The sequence below is a fragment of the Chryseobacterium sp. S0630 genome, from assembly GCF_024158915.1.
Lineage (GTDB): Bacteria > Bacteroidota > Bacteroidia > Flavobacteriales > Weeksellaceae > Chryseobacterium.
This window is the reverse complement of the sequence record NZ_JAMZGF010000036.1, coordinates 21,625-39,600: the sequence shown is the minus strand read 5'-3', so window position 1 is coordinate 39,600 and position 17,976 is coordinate 21,625. Positions and strand designations below refer to the sequence as shown.

The window sequence follows — 17,976 nt, the reverse complement described above, 5'->3', positions numbered from 1 at the left end:
AAGGTGGGTGTATATTTTTTCTATTTGTCTTTTTATTATTTTAAGAGAAAAAAGCTCCTATGAAAGTAGGGAAAACCATTCTCCATAACGGCCAGTCGTGGCCAATCCATTTTCTTTCATCATACCAGAAGTCAATGCCTTTTATCCTGAGGATTTCAGCCATTTCAACATTTTTATCTTTGCAGATATCCTGATCAGAAGTGCCGAGCACAATATGCATATGTTTGTATTTCCAGGCTTCATCATTTCTTACAAATTCCCTCGGGCAGTTGAAGTATACCAGCTCATCAGAATAACCATCCATAAAATTCCTTATGCTGAATGCTCCTGAAAGACAGAACAGGTGAGAAACCACATCCGGAAATCTGAAAGCAAAATTAGCAGCATGATATCCTCCGAAACTAGCGCCTGCTACAGCCACACGATGGGTCTTGTGAAGCTTTTGAATATAAGGAACAAATTCTTTGATCAGAAACTGTACATATCTTTCGTAGTTTCTTATTCTTTGCTGAGGAGATATGTTGTCATCATAAAAACTCCAGCTGTCGATGGTCTGTACATTGTAAAGCTTTACTTTTCCCTGTTCTATAAACCAGTTGATACTTCCGTTGAGATGAAAATCATGATTCTGGGTATACTGTCCCTGGGAAGTTGGAAACATGATGACAGGATGGCCGTAATGTCCGGTCACTTCTACTTTGAGGCTTGTTCCCAATATATTTGAATAATACTCTGTATGTTCTATGTGAGGCATTTTTCCTTATTTGGTTTTATCTTTTCTAAATTACATTTTAGTAGGGAATCCTGGAGCAGATTGTATATTATGAATTCAATAACATTTTGAATATCAATGTCAAGCTTCATTATTAAGAACTCAATTTATTGCTTTTCGGAGGCAGGATGTTCAGCATATCTGCATGAATCATTTCAGCAGCAGAATCCAGTCTGTCCTGTACAACGGAGGCATCTCCGGATTTATATACAATTCCGACATGATAGTCTATGGGAAGAAATTTGACAACTTCTTCGCATTCAAAACTGCTGTAATTCGGTTCTTTATCTTTAATGAGTGCCACAATTAAGCCTGAATAATAGCCTGTAGGAGGAGAAACACTGTAATCATGACCTCTCAGAAGAGCATCTTCAATTTTTGCCCATTCTCTCCAAATATTAATGCCACTCGATGCTTCAACCAGGTCCGGAATATGAGCACCGCCAACCCTTGATGAAGTTTCCAGGAAATACCATTTTCCGTCTTCTTTTCCACGGATAAATTCTGTATGGGTTGCTCCGTTGATCAGTCCGAAATTGGACAGTACTTTAGCATTTATTTCTTCAAGTGCTTTAAAATCTTCAGAATATCTTCCTAAAGTTTTGGAGCGGAATACTCCGCCTTCATGAGATACCTGCATAGGAGGAGCTAGGTATTTTGAAGCAGAAGTAAAAACAATTTTTTTATTAAAAGTAAGGCTGTCTACATGGTAAACGTCTCCAGGTTTAAAGCTTTCCAGTAAGAAAAGATGGCGTTCCTCTCCCAGAGTTTCCAGTGCTTCAAGAAGCTGTTCTTTGGAGCTTATTTTCTTGATTCCGGATGCGGATGCTTCGGATCTGGGTTTCAGTACCCATGGTGCAGGAATACGGTCTGTAAATTCATCTACTTCATGATCATTGAATACAGCGGTGAATTCAGGAACACTGATCCCGGAATCTTTTGCTTTTTGGCGCATCGCCAGTTTATCTCTGAAATAGCGGTGGGTAGTCTGTCCCATCCCTGGAATACGGAATGTCTCCCTGATTAATGCAGCTTTTTCTACGTCATAATCATCCAAAGCCACTACAGCATCTACTTTTCTGGTTTTCATCAGGTGGGAAAATCCCTGAATTAAATGTTCCAGATTCCATACAGACGGCTTTAGTTCCAGCATGTAAAATGCCTCATCAATAGCATGCCAGGGCCAGTTTTTTTCTTTGAGGTTTTCGGAGGTTACCAGGATGATTTTATTGCCGAGCTTCTTCATTTCGTCCATAAAATCGTAGCCTTTGTAATAGCACGAAATACACACAATGGTTTTCTTCTCCATATAATGTTTTTTAAGATTTAGTGGATTTTCAAAAATAAAAGCATTTATTTATTATTTTATTAATAGTAAAAAATGCAATATCGTGAGTTTTTGAAAATCCACTAATCAATTATACAGAGTTTTTTTGTAAAAAACTAATTTTTAGTGATAATTTTCAATTAAATTCACGAGGAGCTGAACACCAAAACCTGTAGCTGCTTTTTCTTTAGCATATCCTACACTTCCAAAGGCTACTCCGGCAATGTCCAGATGAGCCCATTTAGGGTGATTTTCAATGAATTGCTCCAGGAATTTAGCAGCAATAATACAGTCTCCTACAGGTTTGAGAGAGATGTTTTTCATATCGGCTACATCAGACTGAATATCGTCTTTCCAGACATCCCATAAAGGAAGATTCCATACTCTCTGATTGGTCTGATCTCCGGTTTTGATCAGGTTATTTTTCAGTTCCTCATTATTGGAGAACATGGCAGCGCAAGTGTCACCGAACATTCTTACCGAGCTTCCCGTTAACGTCGCCAGATCAATCAGGAAATCTGTTTTATAGTTCTTGGAAAGATAGGATAAACCATCTGCAAGAATCAGTCTGCCTTCTGCATCTGTGTCAAGTACTTCAATAGTTTTTCCGTTGTAGGCAGTGATTACGTCACTTGGAAGGAGAGCCTTTTCTGAAACGGCATTATCTGTGATGGGTAGCACAGCGACAATATTTACCGGAAGCTGCATTTCAGCGGCATAGATTAACGTTCCCAAAACCGCAGTAGCACCTCCCATATCAGATTTCATATAATGCAGATTGGCAGAGCTTTTTATTGATATTCCTCCTGTGTCAAATAATATACATTTTCCTACCAGTCCGAAAGTTTTGGCGTTTTTTGCTGTAGTTTTATATTCTAAAATAGTGAAAGCAGCATCGTAAGCACTTCCTTGGTTCACAGAGAGATAAGCGCCTAATCCAAGTTCTTCACATTTCTTTCTGTTGAAAGCAGTGTATTTTAAATCATATTTTTTAGCCAGATTTTTAAGATATGCACTTAAAATATCCGGTTTTTTCAGATTGGCTGGTTTGTTAAGCCAGTCCTGGCAGGCGGTTTGTCCATTAACCAGTGCTTCAGCTTTCTGGCTGATATGGTCTAGTTTTTTCTGGCTTAAATTTTCAAAATGCAACTCAAATTTTGTATTCCAGAACGCATGTTTTTTATCAAAAGGATAGTTGTAAGTTCCAATCAAAAGTCCTTTTACAAATTCTTCGAACTGTTTTTCGTTCATGAAATCGGCAAGGGCCAACGTAGGAACTGCCTGCAGTTTTTCTTTCTGTGTCTGTGAAAACTTGGCTGCTACCTGCTGAATTTCGAAATTTTGTAAAGTAGATTTCCCTAATCCAATGAAATAAGTAATTCCTTCTTCATGAGCATTGACAAAAACTTCATGTTTCTTTCCTGTAAAAAAAGTGGAAATATTTTTATTGAAATTTTTACTGGTTTTTGTCCATTCTTCCTCGGTAAACAGGTGAAAAACCTGAGTGTAATTTTTGTTTTTTTTATTGATTAGTTTCATAAATAGATGTTATATTTTCTAAATTCATAAAGATTGCTGTCTTCATTGGGTTCTGTCTGACTGAAATTTTTTACAGCAATTTTATATTTAGTTCTTTATGCTTTGTTGTTGTGGTTTTACTTCTACAGGATTTTCCGTATTATCATAGAAGAGCCATTCAATAGCCCTTGGAAACTCCTGAGACCAGTAAAACTCATTGTGAGTGCCTTCAGGATTGATATTGGTTTTAAATTCAAAATCAAAAAGTTTTTTCTCTTCCCATCGTTTCAGATATTCTTCAAAAATATGAATTCTTTTGACCATTTTTGATCCTTCCTGACCTCCGCCATAAAGATAAATTTTGGTTTTAAAAGGAACTCTGAAATTCATCATCGGGAAATTGTTATTCGGTTCTACCCAAAGAGAAGGAGAGAAGATCAATAACTTGGAATATACTTCAGGATAAAGAAATCCACTGTATATACTGATGAGCGCTCCCAGTGAACTGCCCCCGATTCCTGTATTGTCGCGGTCCTTTTTCGTTCTGTAATTTTCGTCCACAAAAGGTTTTAAAGTATCTGCAATAAAGCGGATGTATTTTTTTCCTTCAGAACCGTTGGCTACATGGTCATTATCAAAAATATATTCTTTGATTCTTTCCTCACTGCCATGTTCTATTGCTATGATGATAAGATCACCACGTCCGTACTCTGCAAGAATAGACAGCTTTTTGTCTATTTCCCAATTTCCGAAGCCGCTTCCTTCATTGAATAAATTCTGTGCATCCTGAAGGTATAAAACGGGATATCGTTTATCGGTTGTGTGATAATCGTAGGGAAGAAGAGCCCAGACTTTGCGGTAACGATCCAGCTGTGGAATGTAAAAATTTTCGGAAATAACTTCTGCTATAGGATAATATTCTTCTTTGAACGGTCCCCAGTTCAGTCTCCATTTTTCTACAGAATCTGAAATTTTACCAGCAGATTTTTTCACTTTCCTGTTGGGCGTTATGTTTCCATACTGATCCAGTTCTACATTCTCCCAGCCGCCTTTTGTGAATTTATATTCAATTTCATCAGGAAGTACCTGATCTTCGATTTCTATGAAATAATTGGATGTATCAGTCTGTTTAAGCTGGAAATTATAATCTTTAGGATTCCATGTATTGAAATTTCCGGTAATAAATACCGGTCTGTCGTCTTTTTCTGCTGTATAAAGTTCAAACCTCATCGTTGTGTTTAATAAAATGTTGATGTTAAATTTATAAAAAAAGATTGTTTTGAAATCATAAAAATGTGAGGTAAAAAATGATATATTTGATAGATAGACAAAACACGGAGTGATGTTGACAATTATTTGATGAATAATTCATCGCTGTTGTCAGTATTTTTCGTAGTTTCAGGGAAAATATAAATACAAACTGATCTTGATGAATTCTGTTAAGACCTACACACTTTTCACCGATCATGATGTGTATCTTTTCAAAGAAGGTAGGCATTATAAGCTGTATGGCAAATTTGGAGCGCATTCTGCGGAAAAAGATGGTGTAAAAGGTGTCTATTTTTCAGTTTGGGCGCCCAATGCAAAGAAGGTTTCCGTGATTGGAAATTTTAATAACTGGAATCACAAAGATCATATTCTGTTTCCAAGATGGGACGAATCCGGAATTTGGGAAGGATTTATTGAAGGATTAACCTGGGGAACATTATACAAATATGCTGTAGAAACGCAAGGAGGTGAAATTCTGGAAAAAAGTGATCCTTATGCGGTAAGCTGGGAACAGAATATTCAGGCAGCTTCTCTGGTTTCTACCACATGGTATGAATGGAATGATCAGAAGTGGATGGATAACCGCTGGGAAAAAAACAGGCTGGAAGCTCCGATCTCTGTCTATGAACTGCATTTGGGTTCATGGGTAAGAGAAGAAGATCAGCCCCAACGTTTTTTAAACTACAGAGATATTGCCAAAAAACTGGTTCCTTATATCAAAGAAATGGGGTTTACCCATGTAGAATTGATGCCCGTGATGGAATATCCTTACGAACCCAGCTGGGGATATCAGATTACCGGTTTTTATGCCGCAACTTCACGCTTTGGCTCGCCACAGGATCTGATGTTTCTTATTGATGAACTTCATAACAATGAAATAGGCGTTATTCTGGACTGGGTTCCGTCCCATTTTCCGGGAGATGCTAACGGGCTTCACCGCTTTGATGGATCCTATCTGTATGAACACGAAGACCCGAGAAAAGGCTTTCATCCCGATTGGAAATCACATATTTTCAATTATGGAAGAAATGAAGTTAAATCTTTTCTGATCTCAAATGCCATGTTCTGGCTGGATCGTTATCATGCGGATGGTTTGCGTGTGGATGCCGTAACCTCAATGCTTCATCTTGATTATTCAAGAAATGAAGGCGAATGGGAACCGAATATCTATGGTGATAATGTCAATCTGGAAGCTAAAGCTTTTCTTCAGGAGTTCAATACGGCTGTTTATAAAGAATTTGGGAATAATATCATGACCATAGCGGAAGAAAGTTCAGATTTTCCTATGCTTACAAAACCTGTTCATGACGGAGGTGTAGGATTTGGAATGAAATGGATGATGGGCTGGATGCATGATACACTGGATTACTTCAAAGAAGATTTTGTTAACCGTAAATTTCATCATCATAAACTGACCTTTGCTTCTATGTACATGTATAATGAAAATTATATGATGCCTTTGTCGCACGACGAAGTGGTACACGGAAAAGCAAGCCTTATTTATAAAATGAAAGGAGATGAATGGCAGAAATTTGCCAATCTCCGTACCTTATATGTATATATGTATACCCATCCCGGAGCGAAACTGCTTTTTATGGGCGATGAATTCGGGCAGACCAGTGAATGGAATTTTACCCGAAGTCTCGACTGGCATTTGCTGAAATATCCTGTTCACAAAGGAATGCAGGATATAGTGAAGGAACTGAACCATCTGTACAAGTCAGAAACTGCCTTTTATGAAAATCAATTTGATAAACACGGCTTTGAATGGGTAGAGGCTGATGATCTGGAAAACTCGGTGTATGTATACCTCCGAAAAGGAAAAAGAAAAGATGATGTCCTGATGGTGGCTTTAAATCTGGCACCAAAAGTATTGGATTATAAAATCGGGATTCCTGCAGGAACACACTGGGAAGTTGTTTTAAACTCTGATGATGAAAAATACAGCGGAAGCGGAGTAGAACCCGAAATCCTGGAAGAGAAGTATGAAGAATGGAGAGGATATCCGAAAACAATGACAATTAAGTTGCCTCCATTGGCTGGAATTATTTTACGACAGAAGAAAGATAAAAAGTATAAATTACATAGAATTAAACACAAGAGATAAAGAATGGTTGTTTATCATTTAAGTACAGAATGTTATCCTGTAGCAAAAGTAGGAGGTCTTGCAGATGTGGTGGGGGCGTTACCAAAGTATCAGAATAAAATAAAAGGAATAGAGGCTAAGGTAGTAATGCCATGGTACAATAAACCCTTTATCCATGATCACGAATTTGAAATTGTTTTTGATGGTTTTATTCATCAGGGAACGAATATGCTTCAGGTTCAGGTATTGAAGGAAAAGAGCAATGTGTTGGGATTTGAACTGTATATGGTAAGAATTCCCGGGTTGCTAGACAGGGACAATCCTTACGGGTATCAGGACGAAAGCTTCCAGTTTCTGGCTTTTCAGCATGGAGTGCTGCATTGGCTATGCGCTATGGAAATTCGTCCGGATGTACTTCATTGCCATGATTACCATACCGGATTGGTTCCTTTTATGGTACAAAACTGTCCGGAATTCGGATTCCTAAAAGGAGTAAAGACAATAGGAACTATTCATAACGGAGAATATCAGGGAATGATGAGCTGGGGCATGGCCAATTATATGCCTGCTTTTGATAATTACAAATGGGGACTGATGGATTGGAACGGATTCATGAATCCTCTGGCAAGTATGATTAAATGTGCCGATGCTTTTACCACTGTTTCCGAAGGTTATCTTGAAGAACTTTTTATCAGCTTTCGTGGGCTGGAAAGTCTCGTTCGTCAGGAATTCGGAAAAGCTTACGGAATCATCAACGGAATTGATACGGAAGTCTGGAATCCTGAAACTGATCCGATGCTGGATTTTAATTTTAACAGCAAAAATGCAATAGCTCAGAAAAAGAAAAACAAAGAAAAGCTTTGCAAAGAATATGGATTGAAACCTGAACTTCCTTTGTTTGCCTTTATCGGAAGATTTGCCACGGAAAAAGGTGCAGATCTGCTGCCCGATGTTGTGTGGCGAAGTATTAAACAGAGCTATGGTGCTTTAAATATTATGATTCTCGGGTCAGGAAATACCTACATTGAAAATAAACTGAAAGAATACGATTATACCTACACCAATTTTGCTCTCGATCTTGGATATAAAGAACATCTTTCCCATAAGATTTATGCTTCAGCAGATTTCCTTCTGATGCCTTCAAGAGTAGAGCCTTGCGGACTGAATCAGATGTATTCCATGAGATATGGAACCGTTCCGGTGGTAAGATATACTGGAGGACTCAGAGATACCGTAGAAGATATTTCAACAGGTGGAGCAGGACTTAATTTTACTTATCCCGGGGTAGATGATGTTGTACATGCGATGAACAGGGCAATGGCGATTTATAATCAAAAAGGAGTCATGGATGATCTTATTCATGCCAACATGAATTTTGACTTTGCATGGGAGAAATCTGCAGAAAAATACATAGCTTTATATAATAGCTGATACAATGAAAATTTTCGGATTTCTTTCTTTAATAATGATACTGTTTTCTTGTAAAGAAGACAGGGGAAGTTATCACGGAGGTTATTATTGGATCTATGTATATGGCCTTCCTGCTATAGAAAGATATGAAGCAATGGATGGGATTTCTGAAAAGTGGAAAATCAAACATTCCTCTGTTGGCGGCTGTCTGATAGAACCCAATGAGATGAAGAAAGTAGATGCTATTAATAAAAGAACATATGCCGCAATAGAAAGACAATATGGAAAAGGATGGAGAGAAGCGTATCGTAAGGATGTTGAAAGTTTTGTAATGAAGAGAGCAGATGTGATGGACGTTCTTATTACCAATCAGTTTTTCAGAAATGAGCTTAAAAAATATAATATTGAAATCTATAATCTGGATAAAGAGGTTTTAGAATTAAATGATAAAGAAGATTTTCAGGTGGTTGTTTTTAATAATGAACTACAATATGAAAATAAAGAATGCTTTAAAGTAGCAGTAAACACTAAGAACCGAACAGTAAACTTAATACAATAAAAAACGCAAGATATTTATGAATCGAAATGTAATCTCCATTGTTTTAGGAGGAGGCAGAGGAACAAGATTATTCCCGTTAACGTATACCAGATCAAAACCGGCTGTTCCTATTGCAGGAAAATACAGACTGGTGGATATTCCTATTTCAAACTGTTTGAATTCAGGACTGAATAAAATTCTGGTTTTAACGCAGTTTAATTCTGCTTCCCTCAATTCGCATATTAAAAACTCTTATCACTTTGATATCTTCAGTAAAGGCTTCGTTGATATTCTGGCAGCTGAACAGAATGTAGAAAACGACAGCTGGTATCAGGGAACTGCAGATGCCGTACGCCAGTCTATGAAACATCTTGAAAAATATGACTATGATTATATCCTGATTCTTTCAGGAGATCAGTTGTATCAGATGGATTTCAGGGAAATGCTCGATTTTCATATTGAAAACGGAGGTGATCTTACCATTGCTACCATTCCGGTGAATGCAAAAGATGCTACAGGGTTTGGAATTTTAAAATCCGATGATGAAGGAAATATCACTTCATTTTATGAAAAGCCTGATTATGATATGCTGTCCGGACTGAAATCTGAAGTTTCAGAAGAAAATAAACACTCCGGAAAAGAGTTTCTGGCTTCCATGGGAATCTATATTTTCACCAAGAATATCCTTAAAAAGATGTTTGAGGAAGGTGCTGGCGATGATTTCGGAAAAGATATCATTCCAAGCTCTATCGGAAAATATAAGACATTAAGCTATCAGTATGAAGGCTATTGGACGGATATCGGAACCATAGAGTCTTTCTACGAAGCCAATCTGGACCTTTGTCTGGATCTGCCACAGTTTAACCTTTTCTCTTCTTCTCCTATCTATACCAGAGCAAGAATGCTTCCGCCATCAAAAATCAACGGTTCATATGTAAGTAAGGCTGTTTTTGGAGATGGATGTATCATCATGGCAGATAAAATTGAAAATTCCGTGATCGGAAACAGAACAAGAATTGATAAAGGAAGTACCATTGTAAATTCCTACGTCATGGGAGCTGATTTCTATCAAAACACAACGGAAATTGTTTTGAACGACAGAGGTGGCCGTCCTAATATGGGAATCGGAAAATACTGCTATATAGAAAAAGCAATCCTTGATAAAAACTGTTACATTGGTGATAATGTAAAAATCATCGGTGGAAAACATATTCCCGATGGTGATTATGGGACTTATTCCGTACAGGATGGGATTGTCGTAGTGAAGAAAGGAGCTGTGATTGCTCCGGGAACACATATCGGGTAAGAGAAAGGAAGATGGATGCTGGAAGATTGAAGTTATGAAAGCCGGAGTAGAGACAAAAATTTTTATATAAAATTCCGGTTTATACAATTATTTCAATAATTTTCAATCAGAAGTTCACGAGTGATTTCTGGCTAACAGTATCCTCCAGCTTCCCTCACCCCGCTTCCTGCCTTTCACCAGGTTAATTATTGTTAAACATACAACTAGAGTGATCAGCATATTGTTCACTCTTTTTATTTGTATTATTTTTGTGCGATGCGTATTTTTAAAATCTTAGCGGTAATCATTATTCTTTTGGGAGGAGCTTATGCTGCTTCCATGTATTATTTTGTAGATGAAAGTAAAAACTTTACGATTGAAAAAGAGATCGATTATCCCGTGGATAAGGTTTTTTCCCAGTTTAATAACCTTCAGAATTTTACAAGATGGAACAATTTTTTCACCAGTTCACAATCTATAGATATTGATTATTATACGCCTTATGAAGGACAGGGAAGTGCCATCAGTTATGTAGATCCTAAAAATGATACCGATGGAGAAATGTTTATCAGGTATGAAAATATCAATAAGACACTGAAATATCAGCTTTTTGAGGACGAAAACGAAAATCCTACATTAGTTGATGTTAAATTCAAGCCCGTTTCAGCTGAAAAAACAAAGATTATCTGGTATGTTCATACCCCAAAATTAGCGGTCTGGAGAAGAGTAGAGAACTTCTGGACTGAAGATCGTTTTGCAGAAAATATCAACAAAAGTATGGTGAATCTTAAAAACTCTTTAGGAAATAAAGTAGAAAAAGATAACCAGATGGCAGCCATCAAATATGACAGTCTGATGGTAGAAAATGAAGAAGACAAACTGTTGTTGGGAATCAATGTAAGTACTTCGAATAAGAAAGACGCTCTTTACAAAAATATCGTGATGAATTATAACAAAGTGTATAATTTTGTGACGATGGATCTTGGAAAAAGAGATGATGAATTCGGATATCCGGTCTTGATTACTGATGCAGATAATTACAAAGACAAGGAGGTTTCTTATTTCCTCGGAATTCCGCTTTCTAAGAAAATCGGAGTATCTGATAATAATTTCAATTTTAGGTCCGTAAATCCGTCTCAAAATTACGTAATGTACTACAAAGGGAACTATGAGGGACGAATTCGGGCAATCCAGCAGCTCATTCAGAAAGCCAAAAAAGACGAGATGCGCTTCGGAGATATCCGTCAGACCTTTATTGAACGTCCGATGGAAGGTCAGGAGGTAAACGTTAAGCTCTCATTATCAGTGTATAAGTAATTTTTTTTTATTTTATTTTTTCTTAAGTTTTTTTAACGGTTTCAGACTGTTCTAACTCGGTTTTTTTTATTAAATTTGAAGATTAATTCTACAAATAAATTTTAATAAATAGATAAACTGTAATAATGGACAGATTTTCATTCCTAAACGCAGCTCATTCTCAGTTAATTGAGGATTTATACCAACAGTACTTAAAATTCCCGGACTCTCTAGAACCATCATGGAAAGCTTTCTTTCAAGGCTTCGATTTTGCTTTGGAGAACTACGGAGATGACGATAACATCCAGTTTATTCAGGCTTCGGCCAGCGCTGCCCCGGCAGTTCAACAACAGATTTCTCAGGCAGTATCAAACGGAGAAGTTCCTGAGCATATCAAGAAAGAATTTAAAGTAGTAAACCTTATCGAGGCTTACAGAACAAGAGGACACCTTTTTACAAAGACTAACCCTGTTAGAGAAAGAAGACACTATACACCTACTTTAGACATCGAAAATTTCGGCCTTTCTAAAGAAGATTTAAATACAAAATTCAACTGTGCTGTTGAAACAGGAATGAAAGAGCCTGCTACTTTAGCAGACCTTATCAAGCACCTTGAAAGCATTTACTGTGATTCTATCGGAGTAGAATACATGCACATCAACAATGTTGAAGAAAAAGATTTCATCAAAAGATGGCTTCAGGTAAACGAAAACCATCCAAGTCTTTCTGCAAATGAAAAAACAGAAATCTTATTAAAATTAAACCAGGCGGTTGCTTTTGAAAACTACCTTCATACAAAATTTGTAGGACAAAAAAGATTCTCATTAGAAGGAGGGGAAACATTAATCCCTGCTTTAGACCAGCTGATCTCAAGATCTTCTCAACTAGGAGTAGATGAAGTAGTACTAGGGATGGCTCACAGAGGTAGACTGAATGTTCTTACGAATATTTTCGGAAAATCTTACAAGCAGATCTTCTCAGAATTTGAAGGAAAAGAATTTGAAGAAGATGTATTCTCTGGTGACGTTAAATATCACTTAGGTTCTTCTAAAAAGATCAAAACTGCTTCAGGAGAAGAAGTTTGTATCAACCTTACGCCAAACCCGTCTCACCTTGAAACAGTAGCTGCTTTGGTAGAAGGTATCTGCCGTGCAAAAGTAGACGACAAATACAAAGATTATTCTAAAGTATTGCCAATTATCATCCACGGTGATGGAGCTATTGCTGGGCAGGGTATCGCTTATGAAGTTGCTCAGATGATGACTTTGGAAGGATACAGAACAGGAGGTACAGTTCATATCGTTGTTAATAACCAGGTTTCATTTACAACGAACTATATGGATGCAAGATCTTCAACATATTGTACAGACATTGCAAAAGTTACAGAATCTCCTGTAATGCACGTAAATGCTGACGATGCTGAAGCGGTTGTTCATGCTATCCACTTTGCGGCTGACTTCAGAGCGAAATTCGGAAAAGACGTTTATATCGATCTTTTAGGATATAGAAAATATGGTCACAACGAAGGTGATGAGCCAAGATTCACTCAGCCTAACTTGTATAAATCTATTTCAAAACACCCGAATCCAAGAGAAATTTATAAAGATAAATTGCTTAAAGACAGCATTACTTCAAACGACGTAATTGCTAAAATGGAAACGGAATTCAAAGCCCTTTTAGATAAAGATTTCGACGCTTCTAAAGAGATTGAGAAAAACGTAATGGATGTGTTCATGGCTGAAGATTGGGTAAACTATCCAATTGGTAAGAGAGGAGCAGTTCAGTTGCCGGTAGATACAAAATATGACTTAGCGAAGCTGAAAGAATTGGCGCTTAAAATGTCAACACTTCCTGCAGACAAAAAGTTCATCAATAAAATTACAAGACTTTTCGATAACCGTATCAAAGCGATTGAAGGAAACTCATTAGACTGGGCACTAGGAGAGTGGTTAGCATATGCAACCCTACTTGTAGAAGGGCACAATGTAAGAATTTCCGGAGAAGATGTGGAAAGAGGAACATTCTCTCACAGACATGCTGTGGTAAAAACTGAAGATACAGAAGAAGAATATATCCCATTAAGACATGTTTCTGAAAACAGATTTGATGTATTCAACTCTCACCTTTCAGAATATGGTGTTCTAGGTTTCGACTATGGATACGCAATGGCTTCTCCAAATACATTAACAATCTGGGAAGCTCAGTTCGGAGATTTCGTGAACGGTGCTCAGATTATTGTTGACCAGTATTTAGCTGCTGCAGAAGAAAAATGGAAAATTCAGGACGGATTGGTAATGTTATTGCCTCACGGTTCAGAAGGTCAGGGAGCAGAGCACTCTTCAGCAAGATTGGAGAGATTCCTTACTCTTTGTGCTAACGAAAATATGGTAGTAGCCAATATTACTTCACCTGCCAACTACTTCCACTTATTGAGAAGACAGTTGAAATGGGCGTTCAGAAAACCATTAATTGTAATGAGCCCTAAATCTTTATTGAGACACCCTAAAGTAGTTTCTCCACTTGAAGATTTTGCAACAGGTTCATTCCAGCCAATCTTAGACGATCCTACAGCAGATCCTAAAAAAGTAGAAAAAGTAGTTCTTTGTTCAGGTAAACTGTACTTCGAATTATTAGCGAAGAAAGAAGAACTGAACTGTGAAAACATTGCTTTAGTAAGATTCGAGCAGTTATATCCGCTTCAGGCAGATGCTATCGAAGCGATCTTCAATAAGTATGAAAATAGAAAACAACTAGTGTGGGCTCAGGAAGAACCTGAAAACATGGGAGCTTGGTCTTATATCCTGAGAAACTTCAGAGATACAGGAATCCAGGTAGTTGCTCCGGTACCAAGCGGTGCTCCGGCTCCAGGTAGCCACAAGATGTTTGAGAAAAACCAAAATGCAGTGATCAACAGAGTTTTCGACAGAGATGATGCTCCTGCAAAAAGACCAGTTACAGCTTAATTTAAATAATAATCAATTAAAAAATAAAAAATACTCGATATGTCAGTTTTAGAAATGAAAGTTCCTTCACCAGGCGAATCAATTACAGAAGTTGAAATTGCAACTTGGCTTGTAAAAGATGGTGATTATGTAGAAAAAGATCAACCTATCGCCGAAGTGGATTCAGATAAAGCAACTCTTGAATTGCCTGCAGAACAAAGTGGTGTTATCACTTTAAAGGCAGAAGAAGGTGATGTAGTACAAGTAGGTCAGGTAGTTTGTTTAATTGATATGGACGCTGCAAGACCAGAAGGTGCTGCACCTGCTGCTGAAGCTCCAAAACAGGAAGAAGCTCCGAAAGCTGCTGAGCCTGCTAAACAAGAAGCTCCAAAACCAGCTGCTCCGGTAGCTGCTCCACAAACTTATGCAACAGGAGCTCCATCTCCGGCTGCTAAGAAAATCCTTGACGAAAAAGGAATGGATGCTGCTCAGGTTTCAGGAACAGGAAGAGATGGAAGAATCACTAAAACTGATGCTGAATTAGCGGCAGTTCCTGCATTAGGAGGAAGCCCTATGACTGCTACAGGTGCTAGAACTACCACTACAACTAAACTTTCAGTTTTAAGAAGAAAAATCGCTCAGAGATTGGTTTCTGTGAAGAACGAAACAGCAATGTTGACGACTTTCAACGAAGTGGATATGTCTGAAATCTTCAGATTAAGAAAGCAATATAAAGAAGAATTTGCTCAAAAACATGGAGTAGGACTTGGTTTCATGTCTTTCTTTACAAAAGCAGTAACAAGAGCATTACAAATGTATCCGGATGTAAACGCATCTATCGACGGAGACTTCAAAGTAAACTATGATTTCTGCGATATTTCAATTGCCGTTTCAGGTCCTAAAGGATTAATGGTTCCGGTATTGAGAAATGCTGAAAATATGTCTTTTGCAGGTGTTGAAGCCAACATTAAAGATCTTGCTGTAAAAGTAAGAGATGGTAAAATTACTGTTGACGAAATGACTGGTGGTACTTTCACAATTACAAACGGTGGTACTTTTGGATCTATGATGTCTACACCAATCATCAACCCTCCACAATCTGCTATCTTAGGAATGCACAACATTATCCAGAGACCAGTAGCGGTTGACGGACAGGTAGTAATCAGACCAATGATGTATGTTGCAATGTCTTATGACCACAGAATTATCGACGGTAAAGAATCTGTAGGATTCCTTGTAGCGGTAAAAGAAGGTATTGACAACCCTGTTGAAATTCTAATGGGAGGTGACGAAAGAAAAGGCCTTGGATTATAGTTTTTAATGAAATTATAACATAATATATAATCTCGCCTCAAAAAAGGCGAGATTTTTGTATTTATTAAGAAAATGCTACAATGATGTTTTCAAAAATGACTTCCAATATCAAAGTTTCAGTTATACCTGAATATGATAGTAAAAACAGTTATCCTTCCGAAAACCGTTACGTTTTTAAATACAATATCACGATAGAAAATGACGGAAGCTTTCCTATCAAAGTATTGAAAAGAAAATGGTTAATCTTCGATGTCGGATTCGGATACACAGAAATTATAGGCGACGGGGTGATCGGACTGACCCCTGAGATAGGAACTGGTGAAAATTTTGCTTATTTCTCCAATGTTATGCTTCGTTCCGGAGTAGGAAATATGAGCGGAAAATACCTGGTTAAAAACATGGAGACACAGGAAACTTTTGAGATTGATATTCCAAAGTTCAATCTGTTGTCTGAAGTGTTGAGTAATTAATAACTTATGCCCTGTAAAAAGTACAGGTTTTACAGATCAATAAAAACCCGGGTTTATTTGTTTATAAAATTACTAAAGCCTTTTAATTTTTGCTTTCATATACTCGTTTACTTCATCATTACTGGTGAGGAAGAGTTTCTCAAATGCCAGTAAAGAAATCTTGGCACATACTTCAGCATCTGCACCCGCTCTGTGGTGGGTGAAATCAATTTTATGATATTCAGCTAATGGTTTCAGACCATATTTCGGAAGATAATTCCATGATTTCTTAGCCAACTGAATACTGCAGAGATAGTTCAATTTGGGGGTAAACATTCCGTAATGCTCCAGACATCCTCTTAAAACAGAAGCGTCAAACCCTGCATTGTGAGCAATCATAAGACTTCCATACATCATATCCTGAGCTTCATACCATACTTCATCAAAGGTCGGTGCATCTTTTACATCTTCAGGATGAATACCGTGTACAGCAATATTGAATTTACTGAAATAAGGAAAACTTGGTGGTTTTATCAGCCAGGTCTTTGTTTCTACAATTTTAGAATCCTGTACGACACAAATTCCCATCTCACAAGCTGAACTTTTCTCGTGAGTAGCCGTTTCAAAATCTATTGCACAGAAATCCATTGTTTTTAAATTGTATGTTGTTGATAGTTCTCTAGTTTAGAGTTTAAGGTTTAAGGTTTTAATTGAAGTGATGAAATTTACTCTAATAATCTTAGTTCAAAATAAGTAAGAGAGTCTTAATTTTCAACTAATCCCTGCAACCTGTTACCTTCCTCCCAAAAAGTGCTTAAAAATTAACCATTTCGATTGGTAAAACTGATTCTTCTGATGTTTATGGCGAAGTTTCCATGTTCCGGGAAGCTGAGCATAAAACCCAAAATGAGCTCTTACTACAGCCCACAGATGGGGAAAGCCTTGTTTTAAACCAAAATAAATTCCGGCAACACCATCCAGACATAATCTGAAAAATATCAAGAAGATCAATTGAGGAAAAGGAAGGTTTTTAAACATCATAGAAAGGTTATTTCTGATGTTTAAATACGTTTTCTGTGCACTCTGTTTGTTGAGCGTTCCACCACCTACATGGTAAACTTTGGATTTCCCGGTATAATAAATCTTTTTTCCGGAATTAATAAGCCTCCAGCAAAGGTCAATCTCCTCCTGATGAGCAAAAAATCTTGCATCAAAACCATTCTGCTCCCAGAAGTCTTTTGAACGGATAAAAAAGCAGCATCCTGATGCCCAGAAGATCTCTGTTTCATCATTATACTGACCTTTATCTTCTTCCAGATCATCAAAAACTCTTCCTCTGCAGTAAGGATATCCAAGATTGTCTATCAATCCACCGGCAGCGCCTGCAAATTCAAAATAATTTCTGTTGTGATAAGACAAAATTTTGGGTTGTACTGCAGATATAATAGGGTTGTTCTCTAATAATTCTAACGCAGGTACTGTCCAGTTCTCCGTAACTTCTACATCAGAATTGAGAAGACAGTAATATTCATTTTTGATGGATTTTAATCCTTCATTATAACCACCTGCAAACCCATAGTTTTTATCATTTTTAATAATACATACTGTGGGAAAATTCTTTTGTAAAAACGCAATGGAATCATCCGTAGAAAGATTGTCAATCACATAAATATCCGCATTCTGAGAAAATTGTACCACACCCGGAAGAAATTTCTCAAGCCAATTTCTGCCATTCCAGTTTAAGATGGCAATTGCCAGTTTTTTCTGCAT

Annotated in this window: 14 protein-coding genes; 8 read left to right on the top strand and 6 right to left on the bottom strand. The window is 37.4% G+C overall.

The features are described 5' to 3' along the window. Positions 1 to 40: 40 nt before the first annotated feature. The 4 genes from NK356_RS15695 to NK356_RS15680 all read right to left on the bottom strand — a co-directional run bounded on the left by NK356_RS15695 (position 41) and on the right by NK356_RS15680 (position 4,847). The gene (locus tag NK356_RS15695; RefSeq protein ID WP_253317417.1) at positions 41 to 754 is read right to left on the bottom strand and encodes an alpha/beta hydrolase-fold protein; all 714 of its coding nucleotides are present in this window, start codon (positions 752 to 754) and stop codon (positions 41 to 43) included. 112 nt (positions 755 to 866) lie between these two features. Then, complete coding sequence (locus NK356_RS15690) at positions 867 to 2,081, bottom strand: acetyl-CoA carboxylase biotin carboxylase subunit family protein (protein ID WP_253317416.1); 1,215 nt, start codon at positions 2,079 to 2,081, stop codon at positions 867 to 869. A 141-nt stretch (positions 2,082 to 2,222) separates the two neighbouring features. Then, positions 2,223 to 3,638: a leucyl aminopeptidase family protein gene (locus NK356_RS15685; protein ID WP_253317415.1), complete on the bottom strand. Its 1,416-nt coding sequence runs from the start codon at positions 3,636 to 3,638 to the stop codon at positions 2,223 to 2,225. Between the two features lie 87 nt (positions 3,639 to 3,725). Next, complete coding sequence (locus tag NK356_RS15680; RefSeq protein ID WP_253317414.1) at positions 3,726 to 4,847, bottom strand: alpha/beta hydrolase; 1,122 nt, start codon at positions 4,845 to 4,847, stop codon at positions 3,726 to 3,728. 199 nt (positions 4,848 to 5,046) lie between these two features. Here NK356_RS15680 and glgB point away from each other — a divergent pair, with 199 nt between their 5' ends. The 8 genes from glgB to apaG all read left to right on the top strand — a co-directional run bounded on the left by glgB (position 5,047) and on the right by apaG (position 16,227). Continuing rightward, a complete protein-coding gene (glgB, locus tag NK356_RS15675) occupies positions 5,047 to 6,993 on the top strand; it encodes a 1,4-alpha-glucan branching protein GlgB (RefSeq protein WP_253317413.1) in 1,947 nt (648 codons plus the stop codon). 3 nt (positions 6,994 to 6,996) lie between these two features. After that, a complete protein-coding gene (locus tag NK356_RS15670) occupies positions 6,997 to 8,403 on the top strand; it encodes a glycogen synthase (RefSeq protein ID WP_253317412.1) in 1,407 nt (468 codons plus the stop codon). A gap of 34 nt (positions 8,404 to 8,437) precedes the next feature. Continuing rightward, the gene (locus tag NK356_RS15665; protein WP_156106439.1) at positions 8,438 to 8,941 is read left to right on the top strand and encodes a hypothetical protein; all 504 of its coding nucleotides are present in this window, start codon (positions 8,438 to 8,440) and stop codon (positions 8,939 to 8,941) included. A gap of 16 nt (positions 8,942 to 8,957) precedes the next feature. After that, positions 8,958 to 10,226: a glucose-1-phosphate adenylyltransferase gene (locus NK356_RS15660; RefSeq protein ID WP_253317411.1), complete on the top strand. Its 1,269-nt coding sequence runs from the start codon at positions 8,958 to 8,960 to the stop codon at positions 10,224 to 10,226. 255 nt (positions 10,227 to 10,481) lie between these two features. Next, positions 10,482 to 11,522: a polyketide cyclase gene (locus tag NK356_RS15655; protein ID WP_253317410.1), complete on the top strand. Its 1,041-nt coding sequence runs from the start codon at positions 10,482 to 10,484 to the stop codon at positions 11,520 to 11,522. Between the two features lie 125 nt (positions 11,523 to 11,647). Beyond that, positions 11,648 to 14,464, top strand: a complete 2,817-nt coding sequence (locus tag NK356_RS15650) for a 2-oxoglutarate dehydrogenase E1 component (RefSeq protein ID WP_034695471.1) — start codon at positions 11,648 to 11,650, stop codon at positions 14,462 to 14,464. Between the two features lie 39 nt (positions 14,465 to 14,503). Next, on the top strand, positions 14,504 to 15,757 hold the full coding sequence (gene odhB / locus NK356_RS15645; protein ID WP_034695469.1) for a 2-oxoglutarate dehydrogenase complex dihydrolipoyllysine-residue succinyltransferase: 1,254 nt from the start codon (positions 14,504 to 14,506) through the stop codon (positions 15,755 to 15,757). 80 nt (positions 15,758 to 15,837) lie between these two features. Next, positions 15,838 to 16,227 (top strand): Co2+/Mg2+ efflux protein ApaG, encoded by a 390-nt coding sequence (gene apaG, locus NK356_RS15640; protein WP_034695467.1) that lies wholly within the window; start codon positions 15,838 to 15,840, stop codon positions 16,225 to 16,227. Between the two features lie 72 nt (positions 16,228 to 16,299). Here the strand turns inward: apaG and NK356_RS15635 are convergent, their stop codons facing one another. Further along, positions 16,300 to 16,854: a 3'-5' exonuclease gene (locus tag NK356_RS15635; RefSeq protein ID WP_034695465.1), complete on the bottom strand. Its 555-nt coding sequence runs from the start codon at positions 16,852 to 16,854 to the stop codon at positions 16,300 to 16,302. Between the two features lie 144 nt (positions 16,855 to 16,998). Next, positions 16,999 to 17,976, bottom strand: a complete 978-nt coding sequence (locus NK356_RS15630; RefSeq protein WP_253317409.1) for a glycosyltransferase family 2 protein — start codon at positions 17,974 to 17,976, stop codon at positions 16,999 to 17,001.

Bases quoted from the DNA above. Each gene is read 5' to 3' on its own strand.
- apaG (WP_034695467.1), top strand. From the start codon at position 15,838: ATGATGTTTTCAAAAATGACTTCCAATATCAAAGTTTCAGTTATACCT.
- NK356_RS15695 (WP_253317417.1), bottom strand. From the start codon at position 754: ATGCCTCACATAGAACATACAGAGTATTATTCAAATATATTGGGAACA.
- NK356_RS15635 (WP_034695465.1), bottom strand. From the start codon at position 16,854: ATGGATTTCTGTGCAATAGATTTTGAAACGGCTACTCACGAGAAAAGT.
- NK356_RS15680 (WP_253317414.1), bottom strand. From the start codon at position 4,847: ATGAGGTTTGAACTTTATACAGCAGAAAAAGACGACAGACCGGTATTT.
- NK356_RS15685 (WP_253317415.1), bottom strand. From the start codon at position 3,638: ATGAAACTAATCAATAAAAAAAACAAAAATTACACTCAGGTTTTTCAC.
- NK356_RS15650 (WP_034695471.1), top strand. From the start codon at position 11,648: ATGGACAGATTTTCATTCCTAAACGCAGCTCATTCTCAGTTAATTGAG.
- NK356_RS15660 (WP_253317411.1), top strand. From the start codon at position 8,958: ATGAATCGAAATGTAATCTCCATTGTTTTAGGAGGAGGCAGAGGAACA.
- glgB (WP_253317413.1), top strand. From the start codon at position 5,047: ATGAATTCTGTTAAGACCTACACACTTTTCACCGATCATGATGTGTAT.
- NK356_RS15690 (WP_253317416.1), bottom strand. From the start codon at position 2,081: ATGGAGAAGAAAACCATTGTGTGTATTTCGTGCTATTACAAAGGCTAC.
- NK356_RS15665 (WP_156106439.1), top strand. From the start codon at position 8,438: ATGATACTGTTTTCTTGTAAAGAAGACAGGGGAAGTTATCACGGAGGT.
- NK356_RS15655 (WP_253317410.1), top strand. From the start codon at position 10,482: ATGCGTATTTTTAAAATCTTAGCGGTAATCATTATTCTTTTGGGAGGA.
- NK356_RS15630 (WP_253317409.1), bottom strand. From the start codon at position 17,976: ATGCAGAAAAAACTGGCAATTGCCATCTTAAACTGGAATGGCAGAAAT.
- odhB (WP_034695469.1), top strand. From the start codon at position 14,504: ATGTCAGTTTTAGAAATGAAAGTTCCTTCACCAGGCGAATCAATTACA.
- NK356_RS15670 (WP_253317412.1), top strand. From the start codon at position 6,997: ATGGTTGTTTATCATTTAAGTACAGAATGTTATCCTGTAGCAAAAGTA.